Source organism: Metabacillus crassostreae (assembly GCF_016908395.1).
Classification (GTDB): domain Bacteria; phylum Bacillota; class Bacilli; order Bacillales; family Bacillaceae; genus Metabacillus; species Metabacillus crassostreae.
Genome location: NZ_JAFBDU010000003.1, coordinates 125,591 through 143,119, shown reverse-complemented (window position 1 = coordinate 143,119; position 17,529 = coordinate 125,591). Strand labels below are relative to the sequence as shown.

General features: G+C 34.1%; 14 protein-coding genes, 1 pseudogene and 1 other annotated feature. Of the genes and pseudogenes, 10 read left to right on the top strand and 5 right to left on the bottom strand.

Going from position 1 to position 17,529, the window contains the following annotated elements; genetic code table 11:
• The first annotated feature begins 99 nt into the window (after positions 1 to 99).
• From JOC75_RS12350 to gndA, 3 genes are all read left to right on the top strand, one after another.
• Positions 100 to 567, top strand: coding sequence for a chemotaxis protein CheW (locus JOC75_RS12350; protein WP_239589444.1), 468 nt, complete (start codon positions 100 to 102; stop codon positions 565 to 567).
• A gap of 116 nt (positions 568 to 683) precedes the next feature.
• On the top strand, positions 684 to 1,919 hold the full coding sequence (locus JOC75_RS12345; protein WP_204954361.1) for a DNA polymerase IV: 1,236 nt from the start codon (positions 684 to 686) through the stop codon (positions 1,917 to 1,919).
• A gap of 170 nt (positions 1,920 to 2,089) precedes the next feature.
• Positions 2,090 to 3,502 (top strand): NADP-dependent phosphogluconate dehydrogenase, encoded by a 1,413-nt coding sequence (gndA, locus tag JOC75_RS12340; RefSeq protein ID WP_204954360.1) that lies wholly within the window; start codon positions 2,090 to 2,092, stop codon positions 3,500 to 3,502.
• A gap of 443 nt (positions 3,503 to 3,945) precedes the next feature.
• Here gndA and zwf read toward each other — a convergent pair whose 3' ends face one another.
• Positions 3,946 to 5,421, bottom strand: coding sequence for a glucose-6-phosphate dehydrogenase (gene zwf, locus JOC75_RS12335; RefSeq protein WP_204954572.1), 1,476 nt, complete (start codon positions 5,419 to 5,421; stop codon positions 3,946 to 3,948).
• A gap of 639 nt (positions 5,422 to 6,060) precedes the next feature.
• Here zwf and rnz point away from each other — a divergent pair.
• Positions 6,061 to 6,999 (top strand): ribonuclease Z, encoded by a 939-nt coding sequence (gene rnz / locus JOC75_RS12330; protein ID WP_204954359.1) that lies wholly within the window; start codon positions 6,061 to 6,063, stop codon positions 6,997 to 6,999.
• Positions 7,000 to 7,679: 680 nt separating this feature from the next.
• Here the strand turns inward: rnz and namA are convergent.
• Complete coding sequence (namA, locus tag JOC75_RS12325; RefSeq protein WP_204954358.1) at positions 7,680 to 8,696, bottom strand: NADPH dehydrogenase NamA; 1,017 nt, start codon at positions 8,694 to 8,696, stop codon at positions 7,680 to 7,682.
• A 153-nt stretch (positions 8,697 to 8,849) separates the two neighbouring features.
• Here namA and JOC75_RS12320 point away from each other — a divergent pair, with 153 nt between their 5' ends.
• Both JOC75_RS12320 and JOC75_RS12315 read left to right on the top strand, forming a co-directional pair.
• Positions 8,850 to 10,469 carry a M20/M25/M40 family metallo-hydrolase gene (locus JOC75_RS12320; RefSeq protein WP_204954357.1) on the top strand — a complete coding sequence of 540 codons (1,620 nt, stop codon included), beginning with the start codon at positions 8,850 to 8,852 and terminating at the stop codon, positions 10,467 to 10,469.
• Between the two features lie 102 nt (positions 10,470 to 10,571).
• Positions 10,572 to 11,311: pseudogene (locus tag JOC75_RS12315) on the top strand (class I SAM-dependent methyltransferase).
• Between the two features lie 56 nt (positions 11,312 to 11,367).
• Here the strand turns inward: JOC75_RS12315 and proC are convergent.
• Positions 11,368 to 12,210, bottom strand: a complete 843-nt coding sequence (proC, locus tag JOC75_RS12310) for a pyrroline-5-carboxylate reductase (RefSeq protein WP_204954356.1) — start codon at positions 12,208 to 12,210, stop codon at positions 11,368 to 11,370.
• A 128-nt stretch (positions 12,211 to 12,338) separates the two neighbouring features.
• Positions 12,339 to 12,544: a binding site (T-box leader), on the bottom strand.
• A gap of 241 nt (positions 12,545 to 12,785) precedes the next feature.
• On the opposite strand from proC, the gene JOC75_RS12305 reads away from it, so the two are divergent.
• The 4 genes from JOC75_RS12305 to JOC75_RS12290 all read left to right on the top strand — a co-directional run bounded on the left by JOC75_RS12305 (position 12,786) and on the right by JOC75_RS12290 (position 16,434).
• Complete coding sequence (locus JOC75_RS12305; RefSeq protein WP_204954355.1) at positions 12,786 to 13,757, top strand: MBL fold metallo-hydrolase; 972 nt, start codon at positions 12,786 to 12,788, stop codon at positions 13,755 to 13,757.
• A 15-nt stretch (positions 13,758 to 13,772) separates the two neighbouring features.
• Positions 13,773 to 14,567, top strand: a complete 795-nt coding sequence (locus tag JOC75_RS12300; protein WP_204954354.1) for an SDR family NAD(P)-dependent oxidoreductase — start codon at positions 13,773 to 13,775, stop codon at positions 14,565 to 14,567.
• A gap of 356 nt (positions 14,568 to 14,923) precedes the next feature.
• On the top strand, positions 14,924 to 15,472 hold the full coding sequence (locus JOC75_RS12295) for a GNAT family N-acetyltransferase (RefSeq protein WP_204954353.1): 549 nt from the start codon (positions 14,924 to 14,926) through the stop codon (positions 15,470 to 15,472).
• A 101-nt stretch (positions 15,473 to 15,573) separates the two neighbouring features.
• The gene (locus tag JOC75_RS12290; protein ID WP_204954571.1) at positions 15,574 to 16,434 is read left to right on the top strand and encodes a TRM11 family SAM-dependent methyltransferase; all 861 of its coding nucleotides are present in this window, start codon (positions 15,574 to 15,576) and stop codon (positions 16,432 to 16,434) included.
• Positions 16,435 to 16,626: 192 nt separating this feature from the next.
• Here the strand turns inward: JOC75_RS12290 and JOC75_RS12285 are convergent, their stop codons facing one another.
• Complete coding sequence (locus JOC75_RS12285) at positions 16,627 to 16,845, bottom strand: hypothetical protein (protein WP_146946236.1); 219 nt, start codon at positions 16,843 to 16,845, stop codon at positions 16,627 to 16,629.
• Positions 16,846 to 17,086: 241 nt separating this feature from the next.
• A complete protein-coding gene (locus tag JOC75_RS12280; protein WP_204954352.1) occupies positions 17,087 to 17,275 on the bottom strand; it encodes a YqzH family protein in 189 nt (62 codons plus the stop codon).
• Positions 17,276 to 17,529 lie beyond the last annotated feature (254 nt).

Genomic DNA, 17,529 nt, shown 5'->3' with positions numbered 1-17,529 from the left:
GAACTGATATAGAAAGATAAGACCTTCCAAAACTCCTACTTTCATAGTATGATAGTCATAGATATATCGAGTACAAGCTGTATCCGAGAGGAGATTATCATGGAATTATCAAAAGTAGTTGTTTTTCGTGAAGGAAATGAAGAATATGGTTTGCCGATTCAACATGTTATTTCTATTGAAAAACTAGAAGATATAAACGTAATCCCTAATATGCCGTATTATATGAAGGGTGTAGTTAAGGTAAGAGGAGAATTAATTCCTGTGCTTGATACAAATAGAATTCTCTATCATCAAGACAGTATTATTGATGAACAAACAACAAAACTGATTGTTGTTCACTCTGATGAATTATCTGCAGCACTTATTGTAAAAGAAGCAAAAGAAATCCTTGATATCCAAGAGGAACAATTAAAGTCAATTTCAGTGGGTGCTTTTCAAGCTACTAAATACTTTACTGCTGTTGCAAGCATTGAAGATCGTCTTATTACAATCATTGATCCTAACTTATTAATAGCAGGGCTTGAAGGCATTGCCATCGTGAAAGAAGAGATTGTAAGTCACCAATAAATATTGGTGACTTTATTTGTTTTAATTGATTTTCTAGTATAGTAAGCGAATGTGAAAACATTTAATTCGTAATCATGGTAAAATAGTAAGAAGAAAATTATGTGTGGTGAAGGAGTATGAGGCAAACGTCTAATAGAAGAGTAATTTTACATGTTGATATGAATAGCTTTTATGCTTCTGTTGAAATGGCTTATGACCCTTCACTTAAAGGCAAACCACTTGCGATAGCAGGAAATGTTGAGGAGAGAAAAGGGATCATTGTTACCTGTAGCTATGAAGCTCGCTCTAAGGGAGTAAAAACGACGATGCCACTTTGGCAAGCTAAAAAGTTATGTCCAGAGCTTATCATTAAAAAACCGAACTTTGACCGCTATCGCTCTGCATCTAGAGCAATGTTCGATTTGCTCCGAGAATTTACTGATCGCGTCGAACCAGTGTCAATTGATGAAGGTTATGTAGATTTTAGCGAATTTGATGGTGCTAAGCCATTAGATATGGCAAAATCCATTCAAGAGCGCCTTCTTGACGAACTTTTGCTACCGTGCAGTATTGGAATAGCTCCTAATAAATTTTTAGCTAAAATGGCTTCGAATATGAAGAAGCCTCTTGGAATCTCAATCTTAAGAAAGCGAGATCTGCCAGTTAAACTTTGGCCACTTCCTGCTAGTGAGATGCATGGAATAGGTGAAAAAACAGCAGAAAAACTTAGAACAATAAATATAAATACAATTTTTGATGTTGCCCACGCTGATTCTGTCAAATTAAAAGCACTGCTTGGGATCAATGGAGAACGTTTAAAGGAACGTGCAAATGGAATCGATGAAAGAGAAGTGGATCCTGATTCGATTTATGATTTTAAAAGCATCGGAAATTCTACTACCCTCTCTAAAAATACAACAAATGAATCAGAAATCAATGAAGTTTTACACAAGCTTGCCCATTCGGTTTCTATCAGAATGAAACGGAAAGATGTACTAGCAAGTAAAATCTTTATCACGATTCGTTATGGAAATTTAAAAACAATTACTAGAAGCAAGAAATTAGAGAATCCTATTGATGAAGAAGCAGATATATATACTGTAGCTAGACAAATGTTTTTTTCACACTGGGAGGAAGAGCCGATACGATTATTAGGTATTACTGGCCAAGAGTTAATTGAAAAAAATGATGCTATTAAGCAGCTAGATTTGTTTTCCTTTGAAAAAGATGCCAAAGATGAGCCACTATTATCTGTCATTGATAAAATTAATTCCAAGTATGGAAATCAGCTTATTAAACGTGGGGTAAAGGGAGAAAAGAAACAGGACATTTCATCTGGAACTAGCTTTAATAAAGATTTTTTAAGGGAGTAAGCGATTTCATAAGATATGTTACTTGAAATGTATCTTGAAAATGTGTTATTTTCAAAGTTGTAGTTATAATAAATAATTCGAATTATGTGTCAATTTAAAGAAGTGTCGGGAAACTAAACTTTTCTCGTTTAGTTTTACATACTATTAAGGATTAGAAGGGACGTAAACATATGTCGAAACAACAAATTGGTGTAATTGGTTTAGCAGTAATGGGCAAAAACTTAGCATTAAATATTGAAAGTCGTGGATTTTCAGTATCTGTTTTCAATCGCTCTGCAGAGAAAACAGAAGAATTTTTATCAGAAGCAAAAGAAAAAAATGTAGTAGGTACATACAGTATTGAAGAGTTTGTACAATCTTTAGAAACACCACGTAAAATTTTATTAATGGTTAAAGCTGGTGTTCCTACAGATGCTACAATTGAACAGCTTTTACCACATCTTGATAAAGGCGATATCTTAATTGATGGCGGAAATACGCTTTATACAGATACACAACGTCGAAATAAAGATCTAGCTGAAAGTGGAATCCATTTCATAGGTACTGGTGTTTCAGGTGGAGAAGAAGGAGCACTTAAAGGTCCTTCAATCATGCCGGGTGGACAAAAAGAGGCATTTGATCTAGTACAACCTATTTTAGAAGCTATTTCTGCAAAAGTAGGTGGAGATCCATGCTGTACGTATATTGGTCCAGATGGAGCAGGTCACTACGTTAAAATGGTACATAACGGAATTGAATATGGTGATATGCAATTAATTTCTGAAGCATATTTCATATTGAAAAATGTACTAGGGTTAACAGCTGACGAGCTTCATGAAGTGTTTGCTGAATGGAATAAAGGTGAGCTTGATAGCTATCTTATTGAAATCACAGCTGATATCTTCACGAAAAAGGATGAAGAAACTGGTAAACCTCTAGTAGATGTGATTTTAGATACTGCTGGTCAAAAAGGTACAGGTAAATGGACAAGTAAAAGTGCACTTGATTTAGGTGTACCACTTCCAATCATTACAGAATCAGTTTTTGCACGTTTTATCTCAGCAATGAAGGACGAGCGTCAAAAAGCAAGCAAAATTCTTTCAGGTCCATCTGTAAAGCCTTTTGAAGGCAATAAAGAGGAGTTAATTGAAGCTGTACGTAAAGCATTATACATGAGCAAAATTGTTTCATATGCTCAAGGATTTGCTCAAATGAGAGCTGCTTCTGAAGAATATAACTGGGATTTAAAATACGGTGATATTGCAATGATTTTCCGTGGAGGCTGTATCATCCGTGCTGCATTCCTTCAGAAAATTAAAGATGCATATGACAAGGAACCACAATTAGCAAACCTTTTACTTGATGATTACTTTAAAGACATTGTTGAAGGCTACCAAGGAGCACTTCGTACAATCTTATCTGTTGCTATCGAAAATGGAGTTCCAGTACCTTGCTTCTCGTCTGCACTTGCATACTATGACAGCTACCGTACTGAAACACTTCCAGCGAACCTACTACAAGCTCAACGTGACTACTTTGGTGCTCACACATACCAACGTGTTGATAAAGAAGGTGTCTTCCATACAGAATGGATGGAAAAATAATAAAAATAAAAAACGGGCAAACCAGCTAAATGGTTTGTTCGTTTTTTTTGATTCTTATCTATCCATTCCTTGGCTCTCATTTTAGGTCAGATCAATAAATAAGGATTAAACTAATAACATACTATAAAAACAGCTTAAAGCTAAAAAAGGAGCTATCACATAGGTGATAGCTTAATTAAGGAGCTTACTTAGGGTTGCCTCTTACATTCTTATTATATGCTTCATTAAATTGAATGCATGAGGCAAATAGACAGGCTAATCCGCACATTTTTTATAATGTGGTTACTATTCTTCAAAGAATAATGAATGATAAGGAACTTATGTTTCTCATTATAAAAAAGCCGATCAGAGATTTTAAAAATTCTTGATCGGCTTTTTTAATGTTGGTTTATGTTTGATATCGATTCCACATTGTTACTATTAGGAATTAATGTTTACAACTATTATCCTAGTGGCCACCAGTGGAATCCATCTTTTTTAAGCATGTTATCAGCTTCGTCAGGACCTGAAGAGCCTGATGGGTAAGTAGTAAGTTCAGCTAATCCTTTTTTCCAAGCATCTGAAATTGGATCTACATAGCTCCAAGATAGGGCAACTTCATCCCAATGCGTGAAATTCGTTGCATCACCGCGCATACAATCATAGAGAAGCTTTTCATATGCTTCTGGTGTATTTATACCTTCTAGGAAGTTATTAGAAAGATCTAAATTAACTGGCTTAGAGTAATCAGCTTCATCATCTTTTTTAGCATTTAATTGAAGTGTGATTCCCTCTTCTGGTTGAATATGAATAACAAGTAAGTTTGGAGGAACTGTTTCACCTTTATTATAGTAAAGATTCATTGGGATATCTTTAAACTGAACAACAATTTTAGTTGATTTTGCGGCCATTCTTTTTCCTGTTCTGATGTAGAAAGGAACGCCAGCCCATCTAAAGTTGTCAATAAGAAGCTTCCCAGCAACATATGTTTCAGTTTGAGATGTATCTTCTACATTGTTTTCTTCACGATATCCAATTAGTTGTTTGTCTCCTAATTTTCCACCTGCATATTGTCCTCTGATGAAGTATTTCGAAACATCTTCATCTTTTACTGATCTAAGAGCTCTTAATACTTTTACTTTTTCACTTCTAATTTCATCGGTTGTTAATTTAATCGGTGGCTCCATAGCAAGTAATGCGACCATTTGAAGCATATGGTTTTGAACCATGTCGCGAAGTGCACCTGATTTCTCATAATAACGTCCGCGGTCTTCCACACCTAACACTTCACTAGAAGTCACTTGAATGTTTGATATGTATCGATTATTCCAAAGTGGTTCAAATAAGGCATTTGCAAATCGAATAACCTCAATATTTTGAACCATTTCTTTGCCTAAATAATGATCAATACGATAAATTTGATCTTCGTTAAAAGCTTCTCTAATTTCCTGATTAAGCTTTTGAGCAGATGGTAAATCATGTCCAAATGGTTTTTCTATAACAAGTCTGCTCCAGCCATCAGTTGCAGTTAATCCCTCTTTTTTAAGGTTTTGTGCAATTGTTCCAAAAAACTCTGGTGCCATCGCTAAATAGAAAATTCGATTTCCTTCAGTTTGATACGTTCCATCTAGCTTATTTAATAAATCATTAAGCTCTAAATAAGAAGAAGGGTTTGTTACATCAAAAGGATGATAATGGAAATGAGATGTGAACTCATCCAGATCTTTTGAATCTTTTATTGATGTTTGAATTGAATCGGTAACATTACTGCGAAATTCTTCATTTGTCCATGGTCTTCTAGCAACACCTACAACAGCAAAATTTTCGCCAATTTTATTGTTTTGTACAAGGCGATAAATAGATGGAAACAGCTTTCTTTTAGCTAGATCACCTGTTGCTCCGAAAATGACAATAACTGATTTTGGTTGTTCTTGTGTAATCACGTTCGTACCTCACTTTGTCAAATGCATTTATTTATTTTATCAGTGAAAAAAATACAGAAACGATACGTATTTTGACTTAAAAAAGCTAGTTTCTATATATGTAATCGCAATATTTGACCACTGATCGTAAAATACTCCTATACAAATACTTAATTTTAAAGGTAATTGTAAAGTAAATCAAACCATAAACCTTTAAAAGTTGGTTCTTTACTTATTATAAACGATAGTTGAAAAATTATCGTCTTATATGCACCTAAATTAATAAAATGTTTATATAATTCAGTCTATTCTAGTAAATAATATCAGTTTGGTCAAGTATTCTGACTTAGATTTATCCGCTTAAACCGATAAATAAACTATAGTATTGAAAGTATAACCTCCTAAGCAGGAAGATTTATAGAATCATCATGTGTTTTGTTTCTCTATTTTTCACTTTCGTGTATTCTTAAAGTAGTGATAGTGATTTATTATATTTTCTTCTGATCGATTGTACAATTCTAATGATCTTTGTGACAGAGTTGTTTATTTTGATAAAAGGACTATCTTTAACTAGACTATATACATAGCTTTTTTCTTCAATTTACTTTAAAAAACAAAGTTATTGAAAGAAGCCATTTTTAATAGGAGGAACTGTAAGTGAATGTTATGTTTCTTGGTACGGGTGCTGGAATTCCAGCAAAATCCCGTAATGTAACAAGTATTGCTTTACAATTATTAGAAGAGAGAAATGCTGTGTGGTTATTTGATTGTGGTGAAGCAACACAGCATCAAATTTTACATACAACAATAAAGCCTAGAAAAATTGAAAAGATATTTATTACACATTTGCATGGTGATCATATATACGGTTTACCAGGCTTAATAAGCAGTCGCTCCTTTCAGGGTGGAGAAGGCCTATTAACAATATATGGTCCAAAGGGAATTGAGGAGTTTGTAAGAACCGCTTTATCAGTTAGTTCTACTTACCTTACATATTCTTTGGAGTTTATTGAAATTAAAGAGGGTATCGTTTTTGAAGATCATTTGTTTCAAGTAAGTGCTAAGAAGCTAGAGCATGGTATTGATTCTTATGGCTATCGAGTAATGGAAAAAGATCTACAGGGAACATTATTGGTTGATAAGCTTGAGGATATTGGGATTAACCCTGGTCCAATTTATCAAAAAATTAAGCGTGGAGAAACCATCACACTAGAAGATGGCACAATCATAAATGGTGCTGAATTTATTGGTCCATCTCAAAAAGGGAGAATTGTCTCAATACTAGGTGACACAAGATATACTGAAAAAAGTTTAGAGCTTGCTAGAGATGCTGATATATTAATTCATGAAGCAACCTTTTCAGAAGAAGATGAAAAACTTGCATATGATTATTTTCATTCTACAACAAAGCAAGCTGCTAAAATTGCTTTACAATCTAATGCCAGAAAGCTTATTCTCACACATATTAGTTCGAGATATCAAACAGAGGAGGACCTTGGGACACTAGTAAAAGAAGCACAAGCGATATTCCCAAGCTCTTTCATTGCTTCGGATTTTATGCAGATGGAAATTCCGAAGAAACGCGAACAAAAATGATTTTTTCACTTTTGTTGATGGTGAATAGTTGATAAAGAAACGATAAATATAATTTTCTTATTGGACTTTCTTGATTTTTTCAAACTTAGGGAGGTCCTTTTATTTTTTAGATTGTTAGTTAATGGAGGAGGGTTTTGTCGCAAGGTGTCTAATTTAAGATAAATTAGAAAAATCAAAGACAAATTGCAAAAATCCGAATCGAAGCTAACTCTATAAAATTAAAATCAGAAGTTATTAAGTTGGGCTTTCAAAGGCTTACGGTTTGTTTATTTGTAGCTTTAGCAATATCTTAAAAGTAAAAAAGATGCTGGGACATAATTAAAGATGTCATACAAAAAGACGAATAAATCTAAATTCAGTTAAGTTGGAAGAAACAAGTTCGTTCCATTATGCTGTAGAATAAGATTCCCGGGGAGGCAGCTAAGCCTCCTCGTAAGCTGCGCGCCTATGGGGTCTAGAGCCTTTCCTCTGCACCCGCAGGAGTCAAATGTCTTCCGCTCCATACCACTAGTTCTTAAAAATAGTGTGCAAAATCAATAAATCTATTGAAGACAACAAATAAAAACCCGAAATATTAGGCGAATAATCAATTGAAATATCTCCTAATATTTCGGGTTTATCAGTAGCTTAAAATGCTTATGTCCCGGCCTCTCTTATTGATTATCTCTCATGCATTTGATTTACCAACCACGATCATACTGAACTGGTGCTGAAATTTCCTCTCCTAGTTGAGCAGCAGCGGTTCTTGGAAAATATGGGTCACGTAGCAATTCTCTGGCGATAAAAATTAGATCGGCACGTTCGTTTTGTAGGATTTCTTCTGCTTGTAAGCCGTTTGTAATCAAGCCAACTGAGCCGGTTGGTATGCTAGCTTGCTCCTTAATTTTTTCAGCAAATTTAACTTGGTAGCCAGGATAAACATTGATTTTTGCTGGTACAACTGCTCCTGAGCTCACATCGATTAGATCTACACCTTGTTCTTTCATTCTTGAAGAATACTCAATATAATCATCAACACTTAATCCTTCAGGATGATAATCTGACGCGGAAATCCTTACGAATAATGGACCATTCCACACCTCTTTAACAGCCTCGATAACTTCTTGTAAAAAGCGATAGCGATTTTCTTTTGACCCGCCATATTCATCATCGCGTTTGTTAGAAAGTGGAGAAAGAAATTCATTTATTAAATAGCCGTGAGCACCATGAATTTCAATAATATCAAAGCCGGCTTTTTTTGCTCTTGCTGCACCTTCTTTAAAAGCTTTGATTGTCTCTTTTATTTCCTCTTTCGACATTGCAGTGGGAAGCTTATATTTATCATCAAAACGAATTGCTGAAGGTGCATAAATATCTCCATCAACGGTTGCTTTACGACCTGCATGTGCAAGCTGGATAGAGGTTGCTGAACCATACTTTTTAATACCATCAACTAGTTGAGTAAGCTTTGGTATATGTTCATCACTCCAAATACCAAGATCTTTTGCTGAAATTCTTCCTTGAGGAGTGACTGCAGTTGCTTCAACCATGATCAAGCCAACCTGACCTACTGCACGACTAATATAATGTGTTAAATGAAAATCTTCTACATAACCTTTTTCTTCAGTTGAAGAATACATACACATTGGAGACATAACAATCCTATTTTTTAATGTGATGTCCTTTATTTTGAATGGTTCAAAAAGCTTTGCTTTCATCTATGATTCCTCCAAATCGAATTTGTCTAAAAAAATTATAACAATATATTTTTTGAATCGTCATCTTTCCTGCTCAAAGCAGAATTCTCCTTTCTAATTATTCGGAATTTTAATACAATGATGAAAAGATGATAAAAGGGTGGGTGAAGGTGATTGGAACATCAATGGAATTCAAAAGAACAGTTATTGGAGCTTTTAATAAGTCTTGTTGAACGAGCTAGTATAACGGGTTCACAGGAAGAAGTAGCTTTATCAGAATATATATATTATCTACTAAAGGGAAAGAAATATTTTCAACAAAATAGAGAATATCTAGGTTTGCATCCTGTTCATGATGGAAGATCATTTGTTACAGCTTTAGTTAGACAGGGAGATCACAAAGAGACAATTGTTCTTTTAAGTCATTTTGATGTGGTCGATGTGAAGGATTATGGAGACTTAAAGAATTTAGCTTTTCAACCAATACAGCTAACAAATGAGTTGAAAAACAGAAAATCTCAGCTATCTAAAGAAGTGTTAAAAGATTTGGAATCTGATGAATGGTTATTTGGAAGAGGAACTATGGATATGAAAGCTGGTCTTTCTGTTCAGTTATCTATGCTAGAAAAAGCAATTAGCGGGGAATTTCAGGGAAATATCTTATTAGTAACTGTTCCTGATGAAGAAGTTAATTCTGCAGGAATGTTAAGTGCAGTAGCTATATTAGAGGATATCAGAAAAAAGTATGATTTAACATACAAAGCATGTATCAATTCAGAGCCGATGTTTGCAAAGTACCCTTATGATGAAAATCAATACATTTATTCGGGATCTATTGGTAAGATGCTCGCTAGTTTTTATTGCTCAGGAATAGAAACCCATGTGGGAGAACCATTTTCCGGTCTTAATGCAACTACATTAATTTCAGAAATCAACCGTAACATGGAGCTAAATGATTCTTTCTGTGAACAGATAGGAAATGAAGTGACACCTCCACCAACAGGTTTAATGATGAGAGATTTAAAGCAAGAATATTCTGTTCAAATTCCACACACATCAGTATCGATGTATAATATTCTTATGTTCAATCAAGCTATTAATGACATTCATGAAAAGCTTTTGTCTGTTGCGAAAATAGCGGCTATTAATGTAGAGGAATTTTATAAAGAACGAGCAACAAATTATCAACAATTTGTTGCATTTACTCCGCTTGATTTAAATGTCAATGTTTTTACTTACGAAGAACTACTTGAAAAAGCAGTTGCTAAATCTGGTGAAAGTGAAGTACGTAGAAGACTAAATTATTTAGCAGCAAACAGAGGTGCCCAAGGAGATCGAGATTTCTCAACTAGGATGGTTTCTGAACTAGCAGGGCTTTGTAAGGAATACAGTCCTATGATTGTTCTTTTTTATAGTCCACCATTTTACCCAGCAGTTTCATCTAGTAATGATCGACTTATTCAGAAAACGATACAAAAAGTGATCTCATACACTCAAGATCAGTATGGTATTACATTAAATCATCAGCATTATTTTCCAGGGCTCTCTGACTTAAGTTTTGTTCAATTAAATGAAAGTAAGGAATCAATTGCTAAACTTACAACAAGTATGCCTTTGTATGGAAAGCATTTTCACTTGCCATTTCAGGAAATGAAGAGTCTGAATATACCTGCTTTAAACATTGGACCTGTGGGGCGAGACCCTCATAAATGGACAGAGCGGCTACATATTCCATATGCATTTGATACATTACCTTCTATTCTTGAATATGCGATTAAATCGCTTTTAAGATAAGCTGATAGATTGATATGACCAGAGGTAGAGGTAAAATAGGAAGTGTTGTATGAAATAAACTGCTATATATATTTAGCAAGATTAAAGTGTAGGAGACAAAAAATGAACACGTATTATGGGGATCTATGTACAAAAGTTTATGAAAGTGACAAATCATTGGCTAGAAATAAAGAGGTAGATTTTTATTTATCATTTGTTAAAGATAAAAATATGAAAGTGTTAGAGCCGATGTGTGGGAATGGGAGGATGCTCATTCCATTTATGCTAGAGGGAATACATATCGATGGTTTTGATCTTTCTGAACATATGCTTAAGGTATGTCAAATGAAAGCTAGAAAATTAAACTTAAGTCCTAATGTGTTTACTGGGAAAATAGAAAACTTTAAAGCTGATCAATTATATGACTTAATTATCATTCCATTTGGTTCGTTTTCTCTTTTGTCAGATGAACTAGTTGCCGATAGTCTTACTAATTTGAAACTAGCATTAAAAGAAGATGGAAAAATTTTATTAACGATTGTGACTAAAAGCGATACGATCAATGAAATTATAAACTGGAAAGAAACAAATAGAATTCAATGTGATCAAGAAGTTATTATTGAATACAGAAAGGTGGAATTTAACAAAGAAACTTCTTTGTTAAATTCCACCTGAAGTATGAGTTAATTCAAAACGAAGATATCATAAAATCTGAACTGATGGATTTTTGCATTCGCCTTTATGAAAGGACAGAATTTGAAGAATTACTCTATTTCCATGGATTTCAGCATGTGGTATATCATGAAGTGATAAATGGTTATGGAGAGGGAGAGTCATTTAATGTGTTTGAGTGCACATTTTAATCGTCTTGCTTTTATTAACCTGATTATTAAAAAAATGGAGTGATTTACTCACTCCATTAGTCACTTTTTTCTATTGTAATAAGTTCATCTTCAAACATTTCTTTTAATTCTGTAGCACGTTCAGTTGCTCGCTTAATACAGGAAACAAGTGAGTCTTCAAATCCTCTTTCCTTGAGAATTGTTATGCCTGCTTCAGTTGTTCCGTTAGGGCTTGTGACTTCTTTTCTAAGCTGTGAGGGATGCTTTTCTGATATTGCAATCATTTCAGAAGCTCCAAGAAGAGTTTGTACAATTAAATCTCTTGCAACTGCTGATTCCAATCCTACCTCAATAGCCGCCTTTTCCATCGCTTCTACTAGATAATAAATGTAAGCTGGACCACTACCGGAAAGGCCTGTCACTGCATCAAGTTGATTTTCTTCTACAAGCTTACATATACCAATTGCCTCAAATAACGATTTGCAAGTTTCAATTTGCTCGTTCGTTACATCTTTACTAGCAGCTATAGCTGTTGCTGATTTTCCGATTGCTGCTGATGTGTTAGGCATGGCACGTACGATTGCAGTTTGTTTCCCAAGAATATTCGTTATTGTTTCAAATGAGATTCCTGCTAATACAGAAACGATTAATTGATTTTCTATTAACTCTTGAATTCCATCAATACCTGCTTGTATATCTTTTGGTTTCATTGCCAAAACGATGATGGATGATTCTTTTACCAGTCTTTCTTTATCATGTGTTGTTTTTATTCCATACATTTTAGATAACTGCTCAAGGCGAGCGGAATTCGAGCGGTTGGCAACCGTGACTTCCTCTGGTTTGTATACTTTTCCTTTTAATAATCCTGCCACCATTGCTTCTGCCATAGAACCAGCGCCAATAAATCCAATACTACCCATAATCGATTCTCCTTTTGTTTATGAACTCTATCAATAGCTTATTTTAAGAACTCTTTGGATAACGCTATTTTATACGATCACAATATATGTTAATTTTCACAAGAAAAAAAGCCACTTCTATCCCCATTAAAAAGGACGAAATTGACTCCGCGGTACCACCTTATTTGGAAAAAACATTCCCAACTTTTCATCTTTATCGCAGATATACGGTCAGTTTTTTCCTGACTGCTCATAGGGCAGGTTCAATAGATTAACTTGCAATGGGACCTTTCAGCCGTGAGTCTCACTCTCTGCTGCTGCTATTCTATTTACTATTCCTAGTCAACACATTGATCATATTGATTTCACTTAAACATACAATGTTCTGAATTTTTATTCATTATGACTGTTGAATTAGTACTTTGTCAAGCTTTTATCGAGTTATGCTCATGAGTACTGTTAGGAGAATGATAGTTGAATTATTTGAATATAATGACACTAGTGTTTTAACAAGTTACAATAGCTATATAACATTAATTTTACGAAAAAATGATTAAAGATAGCTTTATTTAAAAATAATAAATGGGGCGGAGAGTATGATGCCAATTACAGATTCTGAACAAGTTTACAAATTCGAATTGCCAACACCATTCCCAGTTGGAGATGTGAATGTTTATTTGATTAAGGGTGAACGTTTAACACTTGTTGATGCTGGTCCAAAAACAGAAGAAGCCTGGCATTCGTTTTTACAACAATTAAATGAAGTTGGCTATAAGCCTGAGGATATTGAACAGATTATTATTACACATCACCATCCTGATCATGTTGGAATGCTGGACTTTTTTAGTAAAGATATTCCTGTTTATGGTCACGTCTTTAATAGTCCATGGTTAGTACAGGATCAACAATTTATGAGTAAGCAAGCTCAATTTTTCGAACGAATTTTAGTTGAGTTTGGTGTTGATCAGAGGTTTATGCCATATGTGAAAAGATTAAATGATATGTTAGTTTATTCCTGTCACAGAGAGTTAACAGGTGTTCTTAAAGAAGGAGATAAGATTGATGGTCTGGATAACTGGCGTGTACTAGAAACGCCTGGTCATGCTCAAAGTCATATCGTATTATACGATGAAAAATCAAGAGTGTTAATAGGTGGTGATTTGTTACTTAAACATATTTCACCAAACCCGTTACTAGAGCCTTCAATGATCGAAGGTGTGAATGATCGACCTAAACCACAGCTTCAGTTAAATGAATCTCTCGCTAAATTGCTAGAGTTGCCAATCTCTCTTGTTTATTCTGGTCATGGTGAAAATATTGTAGAAGTGAACGATTTAATTACTTACAGATTAAAGAAACAGGCTGAAAGAGCTGAACAAGTTCGTAAATTCATTGCTGAAAAACCTTTAACTGCTTTTGAGGTTAGCAAAGTTTTATTTCCAACTATTTATCATAAACAGCTAATGCTTACGATGTCAGAAACAGTCGGTCAACTTGACTATTTACAAGAAATCGGTCAAATTAGAGTGGATATATCAAAGAATCAACATATGTATTTTGTTACATAAATAGAGGTGGAAAATATGAATACGCGAATACAAGGATGTTATGTTGCAATAACAGGTGCTTCTGGTGGAATAGGTGAGAAAATTGCTATAGAGTGTGCGAAACAAGGGGCACATGTGATTTTACTTGCGAGAAGAGAAGAATTATTAGCTACACTTGCTGATCGAATTTCTAAAGATTATGGTGTTTCGTGTTACTACTATCCTCTAGACGTTCAGAAGCTGGAGTCTATTCAATCGGTCTTTTCAAAAATTGAATCAGAAGTTGGACAAATTGATATTCTTGTTAATAATGCAGGTTTTGGTATTTTTAACGATGTACTTGATTCAACTTTTGATGAAATGAAGAGTATGTTTGAGGTTAATGTATATGGTTTAATTGCTAGTACTAAAATGGTGTTACCTCAGATGATTAAAAGGAAAAAAGGTCATATAATCAATATTGCTTCACAGGCTGGTAAAATTGCCACACCAAAATCAAGTCTTTATTCAGCTAGTAAGCATGCTGTATTAGGATTTACAAACAGTCTTCGTTTTGAAGTTAAGCCTAGTAACATTTATGTAACTTCTGTTAATCCAGGACCTATTAAAACTAATTTTTTCAACATTGCTGATGAAAAAGGTGATTATGTCAAAAATGTTGAACGCTGGATGCTTGATCCTAATAAGGTAGCACGAATAATAGTTGCTTCGATGTTAACACCTAAACGGGAAATTAATTTACCTGGTTGGATGAACGCTGGGAGTACGTTATACCAAGTTATGCCAAGATTATTTGAACGAATAGCTGGAAGAGCTTTTTATAAGAAATAACTTTTACGCCATAACACGATGCTTTTTTTGCATGGTGTTTTTTGTTGTTTTTAAAGGCTCTTTTCTGAAAGATTGTTGCTAAATGATTTTATTATCTGTTAACAACAGTGTTTTATCGAAGTACGATTTCTAAGAAGAAAAGATGCCACTAGACAATATACAGTGCTGTTTCCTCCAATTTCCTAAAAGCAACAAAGTTTATGAAAACAGCCTTTTTAAATTTATAATAGGGTTATGCACTTAGGAAACATGACTCATAAGGGGTAGATTAAAGAATCAATATCATCAAAATTGTCCTTTCTTTTGTTCAGTAGTAATATAAAGTTACTATTTTAAGTTACTAAAGGAGTATGTATATGATTGAATTGCGATATTTTGATCGTTCTCATATGGACCAGCTTATAAATTGGGTTAAAACACCCGAGTTTCTCATACAATGGGGAGGACCTGCTTTTCACTTTCCTTTAGATTTAAAGCAACTAGAGGATTATATGGAAAATTCTAACACAGATAACTCTGATTGCCTTATTTATTGTGTGATCTTAAAAGACACTGGTAATGTTATTGGACATATATCTTTATCTACTATTGATAGAGAAAATAACTCAGCTAGAATTGGTAAAGTATTAGTTGGCGATGAAAGTGTAAGAGGAAAAGGAATCGGCTATTTAATGATTGTTGAACTATTGAAGATTGCATTCAATGACCTCCATCTTCATCGTGTAAGTTTAGGAGTGTTTGACTTTAATGCTTCTGCGATTGCTTGCTATGAAAAAGCTGGCTTTAAAAAGGAAGGTTTATTAAGAGACTGTCGGAAAGTTGGTCAAGGCTATTGGAGTCTTTGGGAAATGAGTATACTAAAACCTGAATGGCTTGAACAAGACGATAGAGATAAAACGATTTAGCAAAAAAAGGTGGAAAAAGCTTGTCTATATTAAATGATCCCTTGTATTACATATACACCTACGCTTTTCATGAAGATGAAAAGTCACTTTGTCAGTTAGAAATGCGTTCTCTCTTTGGATATGATTCTCAAAAATCATATTTGAAGAGTACAAAACGAATTAATCCAACTCGAAGTCCGTTTATTAAAGAAAGAATTGAAGTGCTTTATAAATCTGATAGCTTAGATGGACTAATACATCATGTGGAAGGCCTAGAGATAGGTGAAGAAACATTTAAGGTGCTTTGTCTTGAAAATCATTCCAATAAACTCGGTTTTAAAGAAAGGCGCTTTATTGAAAGAAAGGTTGGTTTACAACTAAAAGGAAATGTTGATTTACTTGCTCCACAGATCCAGTTTGCCATAATGGAAGTTGATGGGGAGTGGATGTTTGGAGAGTATTCTAAAAGTGATTCTGTTTGGTTATATCATCAAAATAAACCACAAAACTATTCAACTGCTCTAAGTACGCGTGTTGCAAGAGCTGTGGTTAATATAGCTATTCCTTCTATTGATGGGGTAACTGCGATTGATCCTTGTTGTGGGATAGGTACGGTTTTAATTGAAGCACTTTCAATGAATATTAATATTGTTGGCAGTGATCGTAATCCGCTTGTTACAACTGGAGCAAGAGAGAATATTGCATTTTTTGGCTTTGAAGGAGAAGTGATTTTGAGAGAGATAAGGCAAATAAAAGATACCTATGATGTAGCGATTATTGATATGCCCTATAATCTCTGTTCAGTACTTCCTTTTGAAGAAAAGCTTGATATGCTATTAAGTGCAAGAAGGATCGCAAAGAAAGTTGTCGTGATCACAATTGAACCTATTGATTCTCCCCTTCGAGAGGCTGGTTTTAACATAAGAGATCGTTGTGTGGCAAAAAAGGGCACATTTACTAGAGAGGTTATTGTTTGTGAATAGGTCTTTATATAGTAAAACGCAGTTTCATCTAAGGACTGCGTTTACTTGTGTTATCTACTTGAGGCTATTTTCCGTAAATTTCGTTGCTTTTACTTCTTGGAAGAAAGCAGTGATGAGTATAGTTTAGTCGCATCTTTTTTGATGGAATAGAGCCTTGTAATAATGCAGTTTCCCCCAACAGTAAGGGACTTATTAATTTTCAAAAGGTAGAACGTCATCTATTGCATTTAGTTCTAGATTTAAGACAGATTTCGTATCATCATTATAAAATAAGAGCTGTTTATGATCAGGTGATATTTGAAGCACACGTCCGGAGAAAGTGATTGTGCCAACTCTTGCTTTAGAGTAAGTTACGCGTAAAAGGATATTGTCTTGTTGCCATTGCTCTGCTTTGGTAAAAAATCTCTCCATTTTGACACCCCTAGGAAAATTAAGTGATTTCTATCTATGTTGAATGTTTAACAAGCTGTTTTCTTGAATAGTTGGATTAAAATTAGGAGCTGATTTCTCTAGACAATTTTTTAAAAATATTTTGTTTATGGTGTAAGCTACCATGAGGAATTTCGTGATTGATTATTATTGATTATACGCTAAAGTAGCAAGTAATCAAGTTGTAAAGTAGAAATTGAATTTTGTCATTTTTATCCTCTATTTAATTCGTTAAATAACTATATACGATATCCTCAATGATTTCATACCATTCTGTATCTTCTGTTTTTGACTTTCTTAGTTGTTTTAATAAACCTTCAGTATCTTCTTTGGAAAGAGGATTTTCATTCAAGTCTCTTCCATATTGTAAAAAACTTTTCCTTAGCATTTTTAATAGAAACTTTTCTTCCATCATACACCTCACTATTTGATAGTATCAGACTTTTCTTTTATTTAGGCTCTTTTCTGAAAGATTGTTGCTATGTAACCAAAATATACAGTGGAAATAGTGTATTTTCGCATAAAAGGCTACCATTTTATAAAGAAAAGATGCCACTAGACTTACTACTGTGCTGATTTCTCGTGTATTTAAAAGCAACAAAGTTTGCGAAAACAGCCTTTATTTATGAAGCAAGAATTATAACTTATTTATCCTAAAGGTGTCGT